The organism is Verrucomicrobiota bacterium JB022, from assembly GCA_030673845.1.
In the GTDB taxonomy this organism is placed as follows: domain Bacteria; phylum Verrucomicrobiota; class Verrucomicrobiia; order Opitutales; family Oceanipulchritudinaceae; genus WOUP01.
On sequence record JAUTCQ010000003.1, the window covers coordinates 50,246 to 69,397 of the forward strand.

Sequence of the window (19,152 nt, forward strand, 5' to 3'; positions counted from 1 at the left end):
CCTCTCAAGCCGGAGGCGTTTGCTTCCCGGATCCGACCTTAACCGTTTCAGCACAAAAAGATGTCCCGTCTCTTTGTCCGAAAGTTGGGGTGGGCGGCCTGCTTGGCTGCGCCTGCCCTTTTTGCTCAGGAATCCTCCGAAGAACTGGAGCTCCTCGACACCTTCACCGCCAGCGGGCGGGTGACCGAACCCTTCCAGGCCGTCGGCTTCGACAGCGTGCGCGCCACTACCGTGGTAACGCGTGATGCGCTGCTCGCCGCGCCGCCTGGCATCAGCGGCCTCAAGATGCTCGAAAGCATCCCCGGCGTGGTCATGTCCAACTCCGACGCCAATGGGCTCTATGAATTCGGCAACCAGTTGCTCGTGCGTGCCTTCGGCTTCGAGCAGCTCGGGTTTACGCTCGACGGCATCCCGATGGGGCGCACACAGGCCTTTGGCGGCAGCCCGATCTATCGTTATGTGGACAATGAAAACCTAGAGGAAGTCGTGGCGAGCCAAGGCTCGGGCGATGTCACGGTGCCGGGCTACGTCTCGCTCGGGCCCTCGTTTCAATACTTCACCGCCACGCCTTCCGAGGAGTTTGAGCCGCACCTGGAGGCCTCTTACGGCTCCAATGACTATACGCGCCTCTTTGCCAAGATCAACGTGGGCGAGATTGCGCCGGGCCTCACGGGCTACTACAGCATCTCGTCGATCAAGGCCGACTACTGGCGCGGGCCCAACGAGAACGACCGCATCCACATGGAGGGCAAGCTCAACTGGGAGGTGAACGACAAGATCACCATGTCGGCCCTCTACGTCTACAACGACTTCGAGGACGGCGATTACCGCTTTCTGGGGCTGGCCGACTACCGGAACTTCGGGCGCTACTTCGACTATATCGACTATATGCCGGTGGCACCGGGGTTGACGATGGCCACCGACGATGTGAGCTACGACTACGCTGCTGCCCGCGCTGCCTATCAGGCCGATCCGCAGGCAAACCTCGGTGCGTTCTTTGTCGCCGTGCCCGATGGCATCCCGGACAACCTGCAGGAGCGCACGGTGCGGGATGCGAGCGGGAACGTCACGGGCACCATCTCTGCCACCGCGCGGGACGAAAACGGCTACGTCGTCACCGACGAGTATCGCGGCCACATCAATGCCCGGACGGACAACCTCTTCGGCTACAACTTCGACTTCGATGTAACGGAGGATGTGAACCTGCACGCGACCCTCTACTATGAAGACAAGCTGGGCGATGGGGTGAGCTACGACGACTTCGACGGCGAGATCGAGCACTACATTCGCCAGACGGAGAATGGTTTTTCCGGCCTCAGCGCCCCGCAAGGCGTGCTGTGGGGGCTGACGCACCTCGAAGGCGAGCGCTATGGCGGTCGGCTCGATCTGGATTGGGAGATCGGCGAGATGCAGCTCGTGGAGGCGGGTTTCTGGTACGAGCAGGACGAGTTTTACCGCAACACCACGCGCTACAACATCCGCGACGGCCTGGCCCAGCCGCAGGCGCTCTTCGACCAGCCGGTCTTCCGCATCAAGGACTTCACGCAGACGACCGACTCGATGCAGTTCTACCTCAAGGACACGATCAGCCTGATGGAGGACCGCCTGAAGATCGAGATAGGCGTCAAGGCGCTGGACCTCGACGTGGAGCTGACGGGCTTTCGGAGCGAGGAAGACTACGACGTGTGGGCCCGTAAATATACCGACGCCGACTACATGCAGAACGGGGCTCGCCTCGATGCGGGGTGGGACGACTATTTCCTCCCGGCGGCAGGCGTCACGTACAACCTGACGGACACCATGCAGGTCTTCGCCTCCTATACCGAGAGCATGGCCAGCCCGACGGCGGAGAGCGAAGACGTGCTCAGCTATGGGGACCCGCGCAACATGGTGATCCCGGAGGCGCAGACCTCGAAGAATTACGATATCGGCTTTCGCACCAACTTCAGCGACTTCAGCTCGTCCATCGCGCTCTACTACGTCGACTTTGGGAACAAGCTGGAGAATGTCGGCTACTTCGATCCCGAACAGAACGAGACGTTCAACCGCTACGAGACGGCGGGCTCGGTCGAAGCCTACGGGCTGGAAGTCGCGTTGAGCTACGTGCCGAGTTGGGCGAGGGGAGACCTGGCGGTGACTTCCTCCCTCCTGATCAACGAGGCCGAATACGGCACTTCCGATCTTACTGTGGTCGGCACGCCCGACTGGACGCTCTCGACCACCGTCACCTACTCCTTCTTCGAGAGCCTGGTGGCCAGCGTCTCGGCCAACTACATGGGAGAGCGCCCGATGAACACCTCCAGCACCGGCATTGTCGGCAGTGGTACGCTCTACGCAGAGGCTTACACCACGGTGGATGCGTATCTGGAAGTGCGTTTCGCGCCGTTGCTCGGTGAGCGCTACCAAGGCTTCAGCCTGCGCATCAACGGCACCAATCTGACGGACGAGGACGCGCTGGGGAACATCTTCAGCTCCGGTGGGCGGCCCATTCAGGACCGCGCCTTCAGCGCCACCCTGCGAGCGGTGTTCTAGCGTTAAGATTCGCGCACCTCGCCCGGGGAGTAGCGGTTTTTTCGTTCGACCCGGGCGGGGTGTTTGCCTTGGATGAGGGTTTTGCCGCCGGAATTGACTCCGGCGCGAGCCTTGATCCCCCTGCGTGTTTAGCCCTTGCCTTATCCGTTGGTGTGCGGCCTTTTGTGGGCTGCTGATGTCGTCCATGCTGCATGCTGCCGATCCTGATGCGCTCCACGCTGCCGTTTGGGGGAGCGAGCCGGATTGGTCGCAGCTCGCAGGCTATGCGCACGTCATGACTGCCGATGAGGTGCGGACGCTGCTCGATACCGTCTATGCCCCCGGTGGCGCGGCGGATGCATGGCTGACGGTGGCCGACGATTTCCTGCAAGTGCAGACGGGCAGGGGAGACGAGGCCATTACCATTGCCCTTGCCAGCTCCGCAGACGACGACCGCCCGGCCCCCCGCTACTGGCGGACGCTGGAGGAATGGCGCCAAACCCGTGAGGGCGCCCGCCCGCTGGAGGGGCTGCGCGTTGTGCTCGACCCCGGCCACATCGGTGGCGAATGGGGCCGCATGGAGGGCCGCGAGTGGCGGCTGGGCGACGGCCCGCTGATGCGCGAGGGTGATCTGGTGCTACTGGTGGCGCAAGAGATCCAGGTGGAGTTGCGCGAGCTGGGGGCCCAGGTGACGCTCGTCCGTGCCCGCAACCGCCCGGTGACGCCTTACCGCCCGGCAGACTTTGTACCGCTGGCTCGGGCCGATCTGGAGGCTCGTGGCCAGCCGGTGACGCCGCAGAAGGCCGCGCGACGCGCCGAGCTGTTCTTTTACCGCTACGCCGAGATCCGCGCGCGGGCCGAGTTGATCAACCAGCGCATCCGGCCCGATCTGGTCATCGCGCTGCACCTCAATGCGGCCGCATGGCCCGACCCGGCAGCCCCGGCTCTCGTGGAGCAGAATCACGCGCACATCCTCCTGCACGGCACGTATGGCGCGGGCGAGATGGAGCGGTCGCTGGGTCGCTTCGAGATGCTGCGCAAGCTGCTGACCGACACGATTGGGCAGGAGCTGGCCTGGGGCGAGGGCATCGCGGAGAGCCTGGAGGCGGAGACTAGCTTGCCAACTTTCAGCTACAGTGGCACCTACGCCACCAAGGTGGGATCGCACCCCTACTTGTGGGCCCGCAACCTGTTGGCCAATCGTATCTATGATTGCCCTGTGGTGTATCTGGAGCCCTTCGTGCTCAACAGCACAGCCGCATATGCCCTGGTGGGGGAGGGGCCGGAGGAAATGCAGCGGTCGAGTAGACTTGTGCAGGAATATGCGCAGGGTGTGGTAAAAGGAATGCTAAAAGCAGCGCAATCACCGGAGCGTTAAGGTATTTCCCCGGGCACAGGCCGCAATTGCGGTGGACTCTGCCGCGCGGGGGTCTTAACTCTCTGATTCCGAACACTTCATCGTTCCGTTTCCGATTATGAAAACCTCCTCTCTATCTCAACTGGCGGCATTTACCACGCTCTTGACATGCCCTCTGTGGACGCAGGCCAAGGTCGACCTGCAGCAACTGCGCAGCATGGCGCCCATGGACAGCCTCGTCTACCTCGAGGTGGGCGACACCCAGCAGGCTTCGCAAGATTGGGAAAAAGGCCCCTGGGGTAAGGCCTGGGAGTCGATCGACTTCCAATCCTACTTCCAGCAAATGGGCATGGATGAAGAAGACCAGGCCGAAGGGTCCAAGGTCCTCGAGGAGATCCAGAACATTTTCAGCCACCTGAAGGGGCCGGCTGTCCTGGCCCTGAAGATGGACCACTTCGCCGAGGCGTTTTTGGGCGAAGATGAGAGCGCGCAGCTCGAATACAACGGCTACTTCGCGGCCGGCCATGCCGACAAGAAGTTCTTTGCCAGCTACTTTGAAGAAGAAGGTGCCGCCAAGCTTGATTCCCTCAAGGTCGACGGCTTCGACGTCTATACCTTGGAGAACGAGGAAGCGGAAGAAGCTGCGCCCGCCAAGCTCTACGTCCTGCTCAGCGACGATACGATTCTCCTGACCTTGAATGAAGCTTCGGCCGTGAAATACGGCCACGCCGTCAAAGGAAAGAGGACCAAGGAAGCGGGCCTCGTCCAGAGCCCGAACTTCCAGAAGATGCTGACGACCCGACCGGATGAAGACATGTACATCTTTGCCAACATGGCGGGCTTTGCCTCCGTGCTGGATCAGGTGATCGACCAGAATAGCGACACCATTCAGGAGGCTGCCGACAATGGTCAGGTTGTTGGGGTGGACCAGCTCAAGGCTATCCTCGGCTACAACACCTGGCAGTCCTGGTACATGGCCTCCAGCTTCGACGGCGAGGAAGCCACCGCCTATTCGGCCATCAACTGGGATGGTGACGGCGGTTTGCTCGGCCAGATCATGAGCTATCACTCGGGCGCACTCCCGCAGCCTGCCTGGGTCCCTGCCGACGCCTCTACCCTGACGGTCGCCTCCTACGATATGGGCGACTTGTTGAGTGGGATCGAGCGCCTCGTGGGTCGCGTCTCCCCCATGGCGGGCGGGATGTACATGATGATGAAGAACCAGTTCAAGATGCAGCAACTGGACATCGAGGGTAACCTGATCCGCAACTTCGGCTCTGGCCTCGTGCAATACCTGCCAGCCGAGATCGAAGAAAGCACCGATATGAACCCGGTGACGCTGTTGACGCTGCGCGACGGACCGGCGCTGGCCCAGACGCTGACCATGCTCTCGGCCATGCAAGGCGCGCCGCTGCAGTTTGAGGACTACAACGGCTCCCAGCTCCTCAGCTTCAGCACGCCGCAGATGGCCTTCGACGAAGAGGGCAACCCGATCGAATCGCCGACTCAGATGCCTGCCCCCACCATCGCCATCACGGCGGAAAACCTCGTCTACGGCATGAGCCGCAGCAGCGTGGAAGGTGTGGTCGATCTCCTCGGCAGCGAAGCCAGCCAACCGTTAATCGAGGAGGGCTTCATCCAGGATTACATGAAGAGCATGAAGCCCAATGCGGCCATGTTTGCCTATTACGACCTCGAAAAGACGCTCAACCTCTACCTCAAGGCGATGGCCCAGATGAGCGGCAACACGTATGAGCCGGTGGAGATCGACGGCGACTTCATCACGCTCGGCCAAGGCTACCCGATTGAAGGCGGCTTTGTGCAGGAATACGTCAGCAAGCCCCGCAAGTAAGCCTCTCGCCCACGGCCCGACCTTTTATCGCTCCCGCCTGCCCCGGCGGGAGCTTTTTCATGCCCCTACGATCTGATTGCAGATGGTGTTACGATAAGTTTTCTAACGGATCTCTGTCGCGCAGTTGCTTAGCCTTGAATATCTAGCGGGTTATACTTACTGATTGAGATAACATGTGGAAAATTGGCCTGCCCCTGGCCGCAGCAATATGCGGTCTTGCCTCTCATCTCTGCTCTCAGGAACCTCAAGACAAAGCGGTCTACGACCTCGACGCCTACGTGATTGAAGACACCAATCGGGAGTTCACGCCCGACTTCAAGACCGAGACGCCGCGGTTGACTTACTTTGAAAAGCCGCGCTTGCCCAATGGCGAATTCATCCTCGCACTCGCTTTTATCGACCGCTACGCCGTCAGCGCGACGCCCGATGCCTACAAATGGGCAGGCATCCTCTCCTTTCCGTGGGTCGACGGACTGGGCCAGCACTCGGTGGAGCACATTTGCCTCTTCTACTATGATCAAAAGCTCTACGGCTGGGCCCCTTCCGACGAAGAAGAGCACCGGCGTTTCACTGCCCCGCTGGAGCCGGCTGATCTGCACCGGCCGTATGCCTTGCTGAAGTTTGCGAATGGCTACCTGGCTGAAGTATCGCCTGCAGGGGAACGTTGGATGAGCTCTCGATCAAGCAGGGACGGGCAGTATCTGGAGCTCTCTGACAATTACTTCCGGCGGACTGGGGGCGGAATGCCTACCCCCGAGAATTTCGCTGAATCTGAGGGCGGATTGCAGAAGCTGTTGGTCAAATTCGACGCAGGACGTGTTGCGCCTCCTGGCTCAGGCGGCAGTCATACCAAACTTGAGGATTTGGTAAGCATCTATTACTACTTCCTGGAGATGCCCAACAAGACGCTGGGTGAGAGCCCGATCTACGGGCCGGAGCCTGGGCTGGAGCGCAAGGGAATCGACTGGGGCGCGATCGTAGGGCGCCAGCCGGTCTCGACAGGCGATGCATTCAAGACGGCTCGTGAGCTGCTTGGTGAGCGCTGGAGCCAGCCAGCCCGGGTCAAAATGCGCCCGCAGGGCGCGCTGGATAATCTGCCGAGCTACGAGCGCGTATTGCTTTTTTCCGTCGATGACAGCGTTTACGCTTACACGATGGAAAACGGGGTCTGGAACACGGAGATCACGCTTGGTCAGCTGCAGGCCGGAGATGTGGAGGAAAAACTGGCCTACCCCGGCGGTTATACGGTCGAAGGCGTAGAGTTGCTTGACTGGTAGAAGGTGCCGATACGCAGTTTCTGCAGTTTAATGCTAGTATATGGTGTGAACAGTTTGACAATTGAAATCAAACAACTATTTTAATCCTACCATGTGGAAGATTGCCTTACCCCTGTCCGCAGTCCTTTGCGGTCTCGCCTCTCCGCTCTGGGCGCAAAATTCAACGAGCGAATTGACGTTGGATCTGGATCCTTATGTGACGGAAGATTCCAACCGCGAATTCAAGCCCGACTTCGACGCGGATACCCCCCGCTTCAGCTACTTCGAAAAGCCTCGTTTGCCCAATGGGGAGTTCATCCTCGCTTTGGGATTCCTTGACCGATACGCCAAGTCGGCGACGCCCGATGGCTACAAGTGGGCCGGTATCGTTTCCTTCCCTTGGCAAGACGGGCTGGGGCGGCAGGCAGTCTCACACCTGTGCCTCTTTTACTATGACGGCCAACTCTATGGTTGGGCACCCTCGGGAGACGATGAGCACCGCCGCTTTATCGCCCCCTTGGAGCCCTCTGATCTGCATCGCCCTTATGCGCTGTTACGTTTTGCCAACAACTATGTAGCCGAGATCTCGCCGAAACGGACGGAGTGGGTGACTGCCTATTACAATGATACCGATGGAGTTTATATCCTCGCTACTGATCGGCAGCCTTTCGCTACCTACAATCAGTACGGCTTAGGATACGCCTGGGGCCACATGCGTACGCCTGAATATGCTGGAGATCCGAATTTTTACCACGACGTATGGGATGATCCATACCGATACGGTGCTTTTGGTGGTGGGAGGGTGAGCGTTGGGCCAATTGGGGGGCGACCGATGCAAGTCGAAGTCGAAGCAGGCAAAGTTGCGCCACCTTCGCCGGAACAGCGTCCCGCAGACTACGCCGACCTCGTGAGTATCTACTACTACTTCCTGGAGATGCCCAACAGCACGCGCGGTGAAGGCCCGATCTATGGACCGGAGCCGGAAGTGGAGCGTAGCGGGATCGACTGGGCGGCCTTGTTTGGGCGGCAGCCTGTTTCGACCGGTGGAGCTTTCCATACCGCCAAGGAGCTGCTGGGTGAGCGCTGGAGTCAACCGGCGCGGATCAAGATGCGCCCGGATACGCCCTTCTTCGACAATCTGCCCAGCTACGAGCGCGTGCTGCTCTTTGCGTTGGAAGAGAAGGTCTACGCCTACACGATGGAGCACGGCGTCTGGAATACCGAAGTGTCCCTTGCCGATCTCAACGCTGGCGATGTGAAGGGTAAGCTGGCCTATCCCGGCGGCTACGAGGTCGAAGGCCTCGAACTGCTCGGCTGGTAAGCCCGCACGAGTTCCCGGAACTTTCAGCCCTCGACTCGCACCGGCGGGTCGGGGGCTCTTTGTTGCCACGGGGGGCGCTAGCTCAAGCGCTCGATCGAGGCGAGGGCTTCGGCGATGGCGCCCTTCAGCTTGGGCACCTTCACGGGCTTGCTCAGGTAGCAATCCATGCCCACCTCCAGGCAGCGCTCCTCGTCGAGGCGAGAGGCGGCGGCGGTCAGGGCGATGATAAAGGGCTGTTGGGCGGGCGAGACATACTGGCGGATCTGCTGGGTGGCTTCAAAGCCATCCAGCTCCGGCATGTGCACGTCCATAAAGACGACGTCGTAGGGCTGGCGCATGCAGGCCTCGAAAGCCTCGCGCCCGTTTTGCGCCACATCGGCCGTGCAGCCCATTTTCTTGAGCAGCAGCAACAATACCTTGCGGTTCACGGCATTGTCTTCCGCGAGGAGCATGCGAAGCTTTTCCATGCCTTCCGGGCGGTCGCTGAAGTCGTCCGTCGGGGCGGCGCGGTTGGCGGCCGAAAGCTCCTTGCCGGCCAGCGTGATGACTTCGCCGCCGATGACGGGCAGGGGCAGGGTAAAGTGGAAGGTGCTGCCTTGGCCGAAGATGCTGTTGACGCCCATCTTGCCGCCCATCAGCTCGCAGAGGCGGGCGCTGATGGCGAGGCCGAGGCCCGTGCCGCCAAAGCGGCGCGTAGTGGAGGCATCGACTTGCGAGAAGGGGCGGAAGAGCTGGCTCACGCGGTCTTCCGGGATGCCGATTCCGGTGTCCTGGACTTCGAAGCGCAGGAAAATCTGCTCGTCTTCGCGAGCGCCGACGGCGACCCGTAGGGCCACATGCCCGTGGGTCGTAAACTTGATCGCGTTGCCCAGCAGGTTGATCAGGATCTGGCGCAGGCGAGTCGGGTCGCCTTGATAAAGGCGGGGCATACCCTCTTCCATTTCGAGCCGCAGTTGCAGCTTCTTTTCTTCGGCCTTTACGCGCAGGAGGTTCATCGTCTCCTGGAGCAGCTCCTGCATGTCGACCTGGATGGCCTCGATGTCGAGCTTGCCGGCTTCGATCTTCGAAAAGTCGAGAATGTCGTTGATCACCTCCAGCAGCGTCTCAGAGCCGTGGCGGATGGTGCGGACAAAATCCAGTTGCTCGGCGTTGAGGGGCGAGACTTCCAGCAGCGCGCACATGCCCAGCACCGCATTCATGGGGGTGCGGATTTCATGGCTCATGTTGGCCAGAAATACGCTCTTGGAGACGTTGGCGTTTTCTGCCTCCAGCGCCATTTCGTTGGTGCGCGCAATCGTCGCCTCAAACTGCTCGTTGAGTTGGTCGAGCTGATTCTGCAGCCATATGATCCGGCGCTCGGCATCGCCCAGCTTTGCTTCGGCTTCTTCCAGCTCGGCTTCGGCGCGCTCGCGGGCGGCCCGCTCCAGTTGCCATTGCAGGCGATACCAGGCGGTATCGTGTTCGGCCGGCTCTTGCTGCAGCGCATCCAGCAGCTGGCGGATTTCCTGCAGTCGTGCTGCTTGGATCCGCTTGGTGGCCTGCGTATCGGGCACGCGCGCCGCCAGCTCGTTTGCACGCGCGGGATGGCTCTCACGGGAGGGCAGGATTGGATTCGTGGGCAGCACTGGACTCAGGCAGGCGATTCGTTGTTGAATGGTTTTTATATCGTCCAAGAGGGGCTACCCTTTAACCGCATTCGCCGGATAAGCTCTCACGACACGCGTGTCGCCTCTGCCGCATGTTGGGCAAAGGCGAGCGCTGCGGGGCCGTTGCTAAGGCCGTAGCAACGGAGCCAGTGAATCGTTAGCAGGCAGTCGCAGACAAGAACGCGCTTTCAATAGCGTCTTTTGCAGTTCTGGATCAAGTCCCCAAGCCATCTCGAGGACGTTTTGTGCAAAAGTGGTCTCCCACGCCGTTTCCTGCGGATAGGGCCAGGCTTCGGGCTGACAAAAATAAGGCAGCAAATACTGCAGCGCGCGGGGCAGGCTGGCTCCGTTGGGAGCTTCAAAAGCCGTTACGTCTACTTCCACATCAAGGCCGAGCAGCGCCAGGCGGTAAAAGTGCTCCAGGTTTTCGGTGCTGTAGCTCCAGGTGCGGGTGCGGACCAACTCCTCCGGCTGGGCACCGCTGGAGCGGATCTGGCTGTAGACCCGGGCGCGCACAGAGCTTTCGAGCAGGTGACGCAGGTAGGCGCGGTTGCCGATGAAGTGGGCGAGGCCGGCCGCCTGCAGATCGAAGGCCGTGCCGTGGTTGTTGATCGAGGCGGCTTCGTCGCGCCCGTGGTCGCTCGTGATCAGCCAGAGAAAGTAGTCTTCGTACCATTCGCGCAAGGCGGCGAAGTCCTCTGCCGGCAGGTGCGGGGAATGGGCTAGCAGCAGGATGCCGTCGGCCAGTTCCCCCAGTGGGTGAGCGTCGATGATGCCCGTGCCGCGCCCGTCGCTGCGGCCCGGGATGGCCTGCGCGTGGTTCAGGTTGGGTCGCATGCCCGTTTCGGGGTCGAGGAACCAGACATGGAGCAGCTTGGCCCCGTGGGCGGCGTAGCGGTCCTCACCTGTCAAGTGCCAGGCCAGAGCGCAGTAGCGCACGTCGTGGATCATGCGGTGCAGCGGCTCGCGGTCCGACACACGATCGCGCTCGGGGTTGAATTGGCCGTCGCGGCGCACGTAGGGCAGGCCGTCGGGCGTCTCCGGGTTGGGCCACCAATAGGGGCCCGTGCTGTAGTAGTCTCGCGGGTCGCCACTGGGTGGGGTGCGCTCGTTGAACGTCACCGAATACGTTTCGCCTGCCGCCACGATGCGGTCGGCCTCTGCCTGCACTGCGTCGCGCAACCCGGGCCAAGGGGCTTCGTTGGATTGGGTGAGATCTTCAAGGCGGTCCTCCTGCCAAAAGAGCAGTGGCTGGGGGAGGGCCAGCAGCGGGGACGTGAACAGAGCCAGGAACAACAGGGAGGGGTAGAGGGGTTTCATGCAATGTCGACCAATAAATATTAGTTACAAGGGCGTCAATGCTCGTGCCTGTGAATTAGCTCCTGCTTCGGGCGTTGCCATGGGTGGGCTGGGGCGGTAGAGCAGATGCTTTTGCGGCTAACCCCTTTTCAAAGAAGACTATGCTCAAAGGAATTTCCCCCCTGCTTTCGCCGGAGTTACTGGCGGTGCTGTGTCAGATGGGCCATGGCGACGAGATCGTGCTGGCCGACGCCCATTTCCCGGGCCATACGGTGGGCCAGCGCGTGCTGCGGGCCGACGGCCTGCGCATTGCCGATCTGCTCGACGGTATCCTGCCACTCTTCGAACTCGATGCCTATGTCGATGCGCCGCTCGTAATGATGGCGGCGGTCGAGGGCGATGCGCTCGACCCGAAGGTGGAGGAGGCCTACCTGCAACCTGTCCGCAAGCACGCCCCCCAGGCGCCCGCCATCACGCGGATCGACCGCTTTGCTTTTTACGACCGCACCGAAAAGGCCTTCGCCGTCGTCATGACGGGCGAACTCGCCAAATACGGCAACATCCTGCTCAAAAAAGGCGTGACGCCGGTCGTGTAGAAGTGCGGACGCAGAAGCGCCGGGACCTTGCGATCCCGGCGCTTACTCTAACGGGGTCCAGGCTATAGGGGGCCTGGGTGTCTTGGTTTGGGAAGTTATGCGCCCTGGTCTACCGGGGGTTGCTCAACCGGCACGTAGGCTTCGGACCAGGTCTGGTCGACGCCGACGATAATGCCGATCTCACGCTCCATGCTGTCGCCTTCGCCGTCGGTGACGGTGAAGCGGAAGCTGCCGAGGCCGCTGAAGCCGCTGACCGGCGTGAAGCGGGCGGTGACGCCGTCTTCGAGCATCTCCACGCTGCCTTGCGACTGGTCGACGACGGCGTGGACCGGCGCGTCGGTGAAGCCGCGGGTATATTGGCTCAAGTCGATCTCCACCGAGCCGTCGACCGCGCAGGTGTAGTGCGGGGTGGCGAGGAAGGCGAGGTAGTCGTCGAGGTTGGTCCAGAAGTCGCCATCCGGGTCGGCATGGGCATCGCTGAAATCGCCGGCGGGTGAGTCGGTCGGGGTGCCGATGAGCGTCTCCCACCAGTCGGGCAGGCCGTCGCCGTCGGTATCCCAGCCGGCGGGGCGTTGCAGCTCGTCATACAGCTCCCAGCCGCCGACGTCTTCCTGGCTGTCGATCAGGCCTGCGTAGTTCGTCTTGCTGCCGCGGTAGGTAAAGGAGCGGTCGAGCGTGTTGGAGATCACACGGTCGTCGTGGCTGTCCTGCATGGGCAGGTTGCAGCCCACATCGGAGAGCACCTTCTTGTAGGCGAGCACGGCCGAATCTTCGGTGATGTGGGAGGGGAAGAACTGTTGGTCGACGTAGGCATCCGGGTGATCATTGTCGGTCGTGTAGCCGCCCGTCTGGTCTTCGGGTCCCACGTCGGTACGGGTCGGGTCGGAATAGTCGAGGATGTTACCCTCCATGAAGTAGCGCTGCTGGCCCGAGCCCACGCTTTCGTGCTGCGGGTTGAGGAACACGAGGCGAGTGGTGGAGGGGCCCTGCTTGTAGTAATTGCCGACGAAGTTGACCTCCTTGGCCCCACCGTCGGTAGCGCGGCTGCGCCAGTTGTAGACGATGTTGTTGCGCAGGTCGAGGCGACCGGCGTAGGCCCCCGTGGTGTCGAGGCCGCCCGCCATGCTCCAGTTGCGACCGGCGCAGTGGACGAGCAGGTTGTGGTGGAACGAGCCGACATCGCCGCCGATGCTGGCCGCATAGCCGTGCTGGGCGCCTTCGGGGTAGTTCTTGTGGCCGGCTTCGTTCAGGGCCTCGGCCAGGATGGTGCGCTGCAGGGTGATGTTGCGGCCACTGCGGGAGCTGAAGGCCTCGTCGATCGACCAGCTGACCGAGACGTGGTCGTAGATCGAGTGGTTGGAGCCTTGCATGCCCGTGCCGTCGGAAGTTTGCTCGGCGGTGTTGCCCAGGCGGATGCGCATGTAGCGCATGATGCCGTCTTCCACGCCGCTGAAGCCCAGCTTGTGCTTGCGAATGGTGATGCCCTTGCCCGGAGCGGTCTGCCCGGCGATGGTGATCTGGTCGTCGTTGTCCTGCACCGTGAGGTTCGACTCCAGCGTGATGGTGCCGGCTACGTTGAAGACGACGGTGCGCGGCCCTTCGACCTCTTCGATCGCCCAGCGCAGGCTACCCTCGCCGCTGTCGTTGAGGTTGGTCACGGTCACAACCTGGCCGTTGCGGCCCCCCACGGCGAAGCGGCCGTAGCCTTCGGCGCCCGGGAAGGCGAGGCGGCGCGGGGCAAATTCCCACACGTCGCCCGTGGCGGTGCCGGCGGCGTTGGTGGAGTCGACGCGCCAGTAATAGGTCTGTAGCGGGTTGAAGGCTCTTTCGACCTCCATCTCCGCCTCCGTGACGCTGCCGAGGTATTCGGGCGACTCCGGCGTGGCATTGGCGACGGCTTCCGGATCGGTGCCAAAGTAGACGGTGCTGGTTTCCGCCCCCTGGCCGCGTCGCCATGAGAGCAGCACGCTGCCATCTTCGGCATCCACATGCCCGTCTTCATTGGCGGGGGAGGGGGAGATAGCGGCGGAGGGCATAGGCACCTCGTCGGTGTTGTTGTTCTCCACGTAGCCGAGCGCGAACTCACCTGTCACGCGCTCTTCCGGCAGGTAGACCCAGTTTTCAAACTCAAAGCTCCAGACCCAGTCGGAGCCCGGGTCGAGGTAGATCGTGCCGAGGAAGTTGCCTGTCCACACGTAGTCTTCGACGCGAGGGAAACCGGCCCAGGTCACGTCGGCAGACTGAGGCGGGTTGGCATTGGTGTCGTAGAAATAGACCCAGGAGCCTTCGCTCGTCACCCAGTCGGCGGGGAGATAGATCCAGCTGTTGGTGCGGTAGGCCCACAGCCAGTTGTTTTCGGACACATAGAGCGTGCGCAGGAAGTCGCCTGTCCAGGTGTTGCCCTCGGCATCGACGCCAAAGTTGAGCGCCCAGTTGTTGGATTCGGGCGTGACGGAGGCCCAGGTGCGGCCGACGCGGAGCTCGTCGAGCAGCATCTCGGCGTGCGGGCGCTGGAGGGCTCCGGTGCCGGTGGTGCTGGCATTGCCCACAAAGGGGCTGATCCAGTTGAGGTTGGTAAAGTCGATCGGCTTTTCGCCGTCCATGATCGCCACTTTGGTGATGTCGGCGTTGGCGAGGCTTTCGCCCATCGAAAGATCCGGGTTGACCCAGATGTAAAGATTGTCCGCCACGGTCGCATCGCCCACGTGGTCGATCCGCACCACGATGAAGGCCTGCTCGCTGAAATCGACGTCCGAAACCGTATCGAGGCTGGAGCCGTAGACCGACCATTTGTTGGTCTTCCAGTTGGAGAAATTGCCGACGGAGATGCGCTCGGAAGTGCCGCTCCAGAGGCGGACGGAAGCGCCGCGCGGGTAGGGGTTGGGGTACCAGCTGTCGAAGTCGTCCGGATCTGGCGTGCTCGGGTTGTCCTCTGGATCGTCGAGCGGCCCTACCCGTTGCCCGATGAACGAAACGTAGGTGCTCGTATTGGGCTCGGCGCCGAGGGCGGCGGCAAAGCGGCGGGCGAGTTGCAGCTCTCCATTGGCCCCGGTGAGGTGCACGTGGTTGCCCTTGGTCGTCAGCCCGCCATAGCTCAGGCTGCCGCTCTGAACGATGGCGGAGTTACGGACCTGGGAGGAATTGCCGCCGGTAATGTCGACACGCCAACCCCAGCCGCCGTTCCAGCCACTGCCGCCGGAGAGCATCTCGATGCTGCTGCCGACATCGTATTCAAAGCCTTCGTAGGCGAGCAGGTCGTCGTTTTCCTGCGCCTGGAGCGCGAGCATGGGGCCGGCCAGCAGCAGGCCCAGCGTCGTGGGGAGGGTGTGTACGCGCAAGGCGCGCACCAAGGGGGAGCACACAAGTTTCATGGAGTAGGTCTACGCCAGCCGTGGGAGGGAGGCGAAGAAAAGCGGGGGTAGGGTAAAGATGGGAAGTTATTTCAAATGAAATAACCTGCTACAGGGATGAAATTAATTGAAAATAGAGTCAAGGATTATCCCCCGGGCATGGACGATTTTTTTACAAATTACTGGCGCATATTATTATATTTAGATGTGAGGCTGCGCTGCCGTCGCTTCATCTTTTCTCGCGCCAAGGTTGTCACTGGCAACGCTTCTGGCGTAATGGGGTTTACTCTACCATGCATCAGTTTCGTATCCCGGCCCTGCTCCTCGCCCTCAGCGCACTCACGGCGGCGGCGCCCCTGCACGCGCAGCCCCGCAACCGCCCCTCGCCCGTGATCCAGGGCCCCGAGCAGCTCAACGAGGCGGAAGGCCACCGCGTGCTGCAACAGTTTCGCCAGATCGGCTGGCCGGGCGACTTTGCCTTCCGCTTTCGCCTGCTGCATTACCCGCGCGGCGGCAAGACGGAGGTCTATTACGGCACGCTCTACGGCGCCTGGAATGCCCAGCACCCGGAGACCCGGGTCGACTTCGACCCGCTGGACGGCGAGCGCCAGGCCTACCTCTGGGAGGGCAACCGCGAAAGCTGGCACTACGCCGGTGCAGGTGAGCCTACGCCGCTCGATGGCGAGACGCTGCACCAGCCGTTGCTCCCCGGCCTTGTCTACACGCCCTTCGATTTCCAGATCCCCTTCCTGGAGTGGCAGGATTACGTTTATGAGGGCACCCACCGCGTCGCCGGCCGCCCGGCGCACTACTACCTGATGTACCCGCCGAGCGACGACCCCCGTTATGCCGAGATCGGCGCGGTGCGCATCATGATCGACGCCGATTTCTACGCCATCCTGCGCGCCGAAGTGCTCAGCCCGGAGGAAAAGATCATCCGCACCCTGCGCGTCGGCTCGTTCAAGAAAGTCGACGACCAGTGGGTGGTGACGCGTTTCGACCTCAGCGACGAGCGCACCCGCACCCGCACGCGCCTGGAGTTCGACGCGGCTGCGCTGGGTCGGGATTTGCCCGATACGCTCTTCACGCCCGAAAGCCTGGAAGCGCCCTACGAGGCCCTGCCGCGCCAAGCCTTCCGATCGCTATAGCGAAGCGCGGGCTGCCATTGGGGGCAGGAGAGCCAAGGTGTGATGAAATAGAAAAAAGGATTGTGCTTTGCGCCAATGAAAGATTTGATCGCTACACCCCAATCTGGTTCATCACAACACTCTCCTTACCCCTACTATGGTCTCCTCATCAAGCCCGGTAAGCTTTGAGGTTGAGCAGCCATTGTGGCAGCGCCTGCAATCCCTGGCGGATCATGCCGGCCACCTGCCCATCTCCCGTCTGGTGGAGACGGCGCTCAATCGCCTTGCTGCCCAACCCCTGCCCGAGGCGCCCCCGCCCCGCCGGCAGATGTCTGTCCGTCTCAAGCCAGAACTCCGCGACGTGCTCGACCAGCTTTCCGAAGAAGCTGGCCTCAGCCGCTCGCGTCTGATCCGAGAGGCGCTCGAAGCCCTCGTCGAGCATCCCCCGCTGGAGTGGATGCACAACGGCAACGGCCTGGCCAAGAAGCCCGCCGCCTCTCCCGCCACCCCGGTGGAAGAAGACGCTGCTTCGGCCTCCAGCCGCCGCAAACGCCGCCTGGGCGCGGGCCCCGCACCCCGAGCCCGTCGTCGCCCTGGCGCCGAAGTGGCCCTGGTGGGCGAGAGCCCCGGCCTCAACGGCAAGCGCAAGCCCAAGAAGGCGAAAAAAGGCGCATAAACCGCAGCCCTGCCTCTTGCAGGACGAGGCGGAAAGGGCTAGGCTCTTCCGCCTCCGCTGCATGTACCGACCCGGCTGCGGTGGAGCTTCCCCGAGCCGCCAAAGCCTGCGCGCGACCGGAAAATCCTTGCCACCGGGCTGGGAACTGACGTGATAGGCGATTGCCTCTCGAGCTATTCGTTTTTACGGGATTTCGCAATGAGTTATCAGCATCTTACACCCCCCGCTGGCGAGAAAGTCGCCAAGGTGAACAATCAACTGCACGTGCCGGACCAACCGGTGCTGCCCTTCATTGAAGGCGACGGCATTGGCCCCGACATCTGGGCCGCCTCCCAGCGCGTGTTCGATGCCGCAGTCGAAAAGGCCTACGGCGGCAAGAAGAAGATCACCTGGTTCGAAGTTTACGCCGGTGAAAAGGCCTTCAACAAGTTCGGCACCTGGCTGCCCGAAGACACCCTGCAAGCCTTCAAGGAATACCTCGTCGGCATCAAGGGCCCGTTGACGACCCCGGTGGGCGGCGGTATCCGCTCCCTGAATGTGGCCCTGCGCCAAGAGCTGGACCTCTACGTGTGCCAGCGCCCCGTCCGCTACTTCAAGGGCGTGCAAAGCCCCGTCAAGGAGCCGGAGCTGGTCGACATGGTGATCTTCCGTGAAAACAGCGAAGACATCTACGCCGGTATCGAGTTCCAGAAGGGCACGCCCGAGGCCGCCAAGTTTGCCTCGCTGCTCAAGGAGCACTTCCCGAAGCCCTTCAGCAAGGTCCGCTTCCCCGAGACCTCCGGCTTCGGCATCAAGCCCGTCTCCGAAGAAGGCACCAAGCGCATCGTCCGCTCGACCATCCAGTATGCGATCGAGCAAGGCCGCAAGAGCGTTACGCTCGTGCACAAGGGCAACATCATGAAGTTCACCGAAGGTGCCTTCCGCGACTGGGGTTACGAAGTAGCCCGCGAAGAGTTCGGCGGCAAGGTCATCGGTGAAGGCCCCTGGGTCGAGCTGCCCAACGGCATCGTCGTCAAGGACGTAATCGCCGATGCCTTCCTGCAGCAGATCCTGATGCGCCCCGCCGAATACGACGTCATCGCCACCCTCAACCTCAACGGCGACTACATCTCCGACGCCCTGGCCGCGCAGGTCGGCGGCATCGGTATCGCCCCCGGCGGTAACATCAACTACATCAACGGCGCCGCCATCTTCGAAGCCACCCACGGCACGGCCCCCAAGTATGCCGGCCAGGACAAGGTCAACCCCGGCTCCGTGATCCTCTCCGGCGAGATGATGTTCCGCTACCTCGGCTGGAACGAAGCCGCCGACCTCGTGATCAAGGGTATGGAAAAGGCGATCTCCGGCGGTCAAGTGACTTACGACCTCGCCCGCATGATGAACATCGACCCGATCAAGTGCTCCGAGTTCGGCAGCGCCGTGATCAAGGCGATGGACTAAGCCAGGAGTTTCATTGTAAGGCCTATCGCGCCAATCTCTCAAAAACCCTGCCAGAAAATGAAACTCCCACTGCGCTATCTTCTCGGCGGCGCGGCACTGCTTGCCGGTGCCTCGTCGCTTCAGGCCATCGACCAGACCGTCCGCGTCTCGGCGTTTTACAGCGTACCGGGCGACTCCGACTTCTCGGGCCCGTCCGACGCCGTGCTCGACGGTGAAGGCGGCCTCGGCCTGTCCCTCGCCTGGGGCGTCAACCTGCCCGTCCTGCGCGCCGAAGTGGAATTCCTCGGTGCCCAGTACGACTACGACGGTATCCAGTCGGAAGACCTGAACGACTTCGACGGCGATTACGAACGCTACGGCCTCTTCGGCAACGCGATCTTCGACCTGCCCGGCGTGCCGTTCATCGACCCCTACATCGGGGCCGGTGTGGGTGTGGTCCGCACCTCGACCAACCTCACGGTGCAGACCCGCACCGAGAGCAATGGCACCGTGACGACCACCAACACCCAGACGGTCAACGACGCCAACATGACGCCCGCCGTCCAGTTCATGGTCGGCCTCAAGGCGGAAGTGGCGGACAAGATCTACGCGACCGCCGGCTACCGCCTGCTGTATGCCGATCAGGACATCACCGAGTCGGCCCTGGAAGTGTCGCCCAACGAGCTCAGCCACTTCTTCGAGCTGGGCCTTGGTTACAATTTCTAGAGCCTGAATCTGGTCC

Annotated in this window: 13 protein-coding genes; 10 read left to right on the forward strand and 3 right to left on the reverse strand. The window is 62.0% G+C overall.

The genetic code is table 11. The features are described from left to right. Positions 1-102 precede the first annotated feature (102 nt). From Q7P63_01920 to Q7P63_01940, 5 genes are all read left to right on the forward strand, one after another. Complete coding sequence (locus Q7P63_01920) at positions 103-2,532, forward strand: TonB-dependent receptor (protein MDP0498832.1); 2,430 nt, start codon at positions 103-105, stop codon at positions 2,530-2,532. A gap of 175 nt (positions 2,533-2,707) precedes the next feature. Then, positions 2,708-3,889 (forward strand): N-acetylmuramoyl-L-alanine amidase, encoded by a 1,182-nt coding sequence (locus Q7P63_01925; GenBank protein MDP0498833.1) that lies wholly within the window; start codon positions 2,708-2,710, stop codon positions 3,887-3,889. Between the two features lie 97 nt (positions 3,890-3,986). Next, positions 3,987-5,720, forward strand: a complete 1,734-nt coding sequence (locus tag Q7P63_01930; GenBank protein MDP0498834.1) for a hypothetical protein — start codon at positions 3,987-3,989, stop codon at positions 5,718-5,720. A 173-nt stretch (positions 5,721-5,893) separates the two neighbouring features. Beyond that, entirely contained in the window at positions 5,894-6,997 is a 1,104-nt protein-coding gene (locus Q7P63_01935) for a hypothetical protein (protein ID MDP0498835.1), read from the forward strand. Between the two features lie 178 nt (positions 6,998-7,175). Beyond that, on the forward strand, positions 7,176-8,297 hold the full coding sequence (locus tag Q7P63_01940) for a hypothetical protein (GenBank protein ID MDP0498836.1): 1,122 nt from the start codon (positions 7,176-7,178) through the stop codon (positions 8,295-8,297). Between the two features lie 77 nt (positions 8,298-8,374). On the opposite strand, the gene Q7P63_01945 is transcribed toward Q7P63_01940, so the two are convergent. Both Q7P63_01945 and Q7P63_01950 read right to left on the reverse strand, forming a co-directional pair. Then, on the reverse strand, positions 8,375-9,922 hold the full coding sequence (locus Q7P63_01945) for an ATP-binding protein (GenBank protein MDP0498837.1): 1,548 nt from the start codon (positions 9,920-9,922) through the stop codon (positions 8,375-8,377). 147 nt (positions 9,923-10,069) lie between these two features. After that, complete coding sequence (locus Q7P63_01950) at positions 10,070-11,263, reverse strand: alginate lyase family protein (GenBank protein ID MDP0498838.1); 1,194 nt, start codon at positions 11,261-11,263, stop codon at positions 10,070-10,072. A gap of 140 nt (positions 11,264-11,403) precedes the next feature. Between Q7P63_01950 and fucU the strand changes: the two genes are divergently transcribed. Continuing rightward, positions 11,404-11,838 (forward strand): L-fucose mutarotase, encoded by a 435-nt coding sequence (gene fucU / locus Q7P63_01955; GenBank protein ID MDP0498839.1) that lies wholly within the window; start codon positions 11,404-11,406, stop codon positions 11,836-11,838. Positions 11,839-11,933: 95 nt separating this feature from the next. On the opposite strand, the gene Q7P63_01960 is transcribed toward fucU, so the two are convergent. Further along, positions 11,934-15,209 carry a hypothetical protein gene (locus tag Q7P63_01960; protein MDP0498840.1) on the reverse strand — a complete coding sequence of 1,092 codons (3,276 nt, stop codon included), beginning with the start codon at positions 15,207-15,209 and terminating at the stop codon, positions 11,934-11,936. Between the two features lie 272 nt (positions 15,210-15,481). Here Q7P63_01960 and Q7P63_01965 point away from each other — a divergent pair, with 272 nt between their 5' ends. The 4 genes from Q7P63_01965 to Q7P63_01980 all read left to right on the forward strand — a co-directional run bounded on the left by Q7P63_01965 (position 15,482) and on the right by Q7P63_01980 (position 19,136). Beyond that, a complete protein-coding gene (locus Q7P63_01965) occupies positions 15,482-16,336 on the forward strand; it encodes an outer membrane lipoprotein-sorting protein (protein MDP0498841.1) in 855 nt (284 codons plus the stop codon). A 136-nt stretch (positions 16,337-16,472) separates the two neighbouring features. Next, on the forward strand, positions 16,473-16,991 hold the full coding sequence (locus Q7P63_01970) for a ribbon-helix-helix domain-containing protein (protein MDP0498842.1): 519 nt from the start codon (positions 16,473-16,475) through the stop codon (positions 16,989-16,991). Positions 16,992-17,189: 198 nt separating this feature from the next. Continuing rightward, positions 17,190-18,431: an NADP-dependent isocitrate dehydrogenase gene (gene icd, locus Q7P63_01975; protein MDP0498843.1), complete on the forward strand. Its 1,242-nt coding sequence runs from the start codon at positions 17,190-17,192 to the stop codon at positions 18,429-18,431. 57 nt (positions 18,432-18,488) lie between these two features. Further along, positions 18,489-19,136 carry an outer membrane beta-barrel protein gene (locus Q7P63_01980; protein ID MDP0498844.1) on the forward strand — a complete coding sequence of 216 codons (648 nt, stop codon included), beginning with the start codon at positions 18,489-18,491 and terminating at the stop codon, positions 19,134-19,136. Positions 19,137-19,152: the final 16 nt, after the last annotated feature.

Excerpts from the sequence above, each read along its gene's own strand:
- Q7P63_01965 (MDP0498841.1), top strand. The coding sequence starts at position 15,482 with ATGCATCAGTTTCGTATCCCGGCCCTGCTCCTCGCCCTCAGCGCACTC.
- fucU (MDP0498839.1), top strand. The coding sequence starts at position 11,404 with ATGCTCAAAGGAATTTCCCCCCTGCTTTCGCCGGAGTTACTGGCGGTG.
- Q7P63_01950 (MDP0498838.1), bottom strand. The coding sequence starts at position 11,263 with ATGAAACCCCTCTACCCCTCCCTGTTGTTCCTGGCTCTGTTCACGTCC.
- Q7P63_01960 (MDP0498840.1), bottom strand. The coding sequence starts at position 15,209 with ATGAAACTTGTGTGCTCCCCCTTGGTGCGCGCCTTGCGCGTACACACC.
- Q7P63_01930 (MDP0498834.1), top strand. The coding sequence starts at position 3,987 with ATGAAAACCTCCTCTCTATCTCAACTGGCGGCATTTACCACGCTCTTG.
- Q7P63_01935 (MDP0498835.1), top strand. The coding sequence starts at position 5,894 with ATGTGGAAAATTGGCCTGCCCCTGGCCGCAGCAATATGCGGTCTTGCC.
- Q7P63_01980 (MDP0498844.1), top strand. The coding sequence starts at position 18,489 with ATGAAACTCCCACTGCGCTATCTTCTCGGCGGCGCGGCACTGCTTGCC.
- Q7P63_01970 (MDP0498842.1), top strand. The coding sequence starts at position 16,473 with ATGGTCTCCTCATCAAGCCCGGTAAGCTTTGAGGTTGAGCAGCCATTG.
- icd (MDP0498843.1), top strand. The coding sequence starts at position 17,190 with ATGAGTTATCAGCATCTTACACCCCCCGCTGGCGAGAAAGTCGCCAAG.
- Q7P63_01925 (MDP0498833.1), top strand. The coding sequence starts at position 2,708 with ATGTCGTCCATGCTGCATGCTGCCGATCCTGATGCGCTCCACGCTGCC.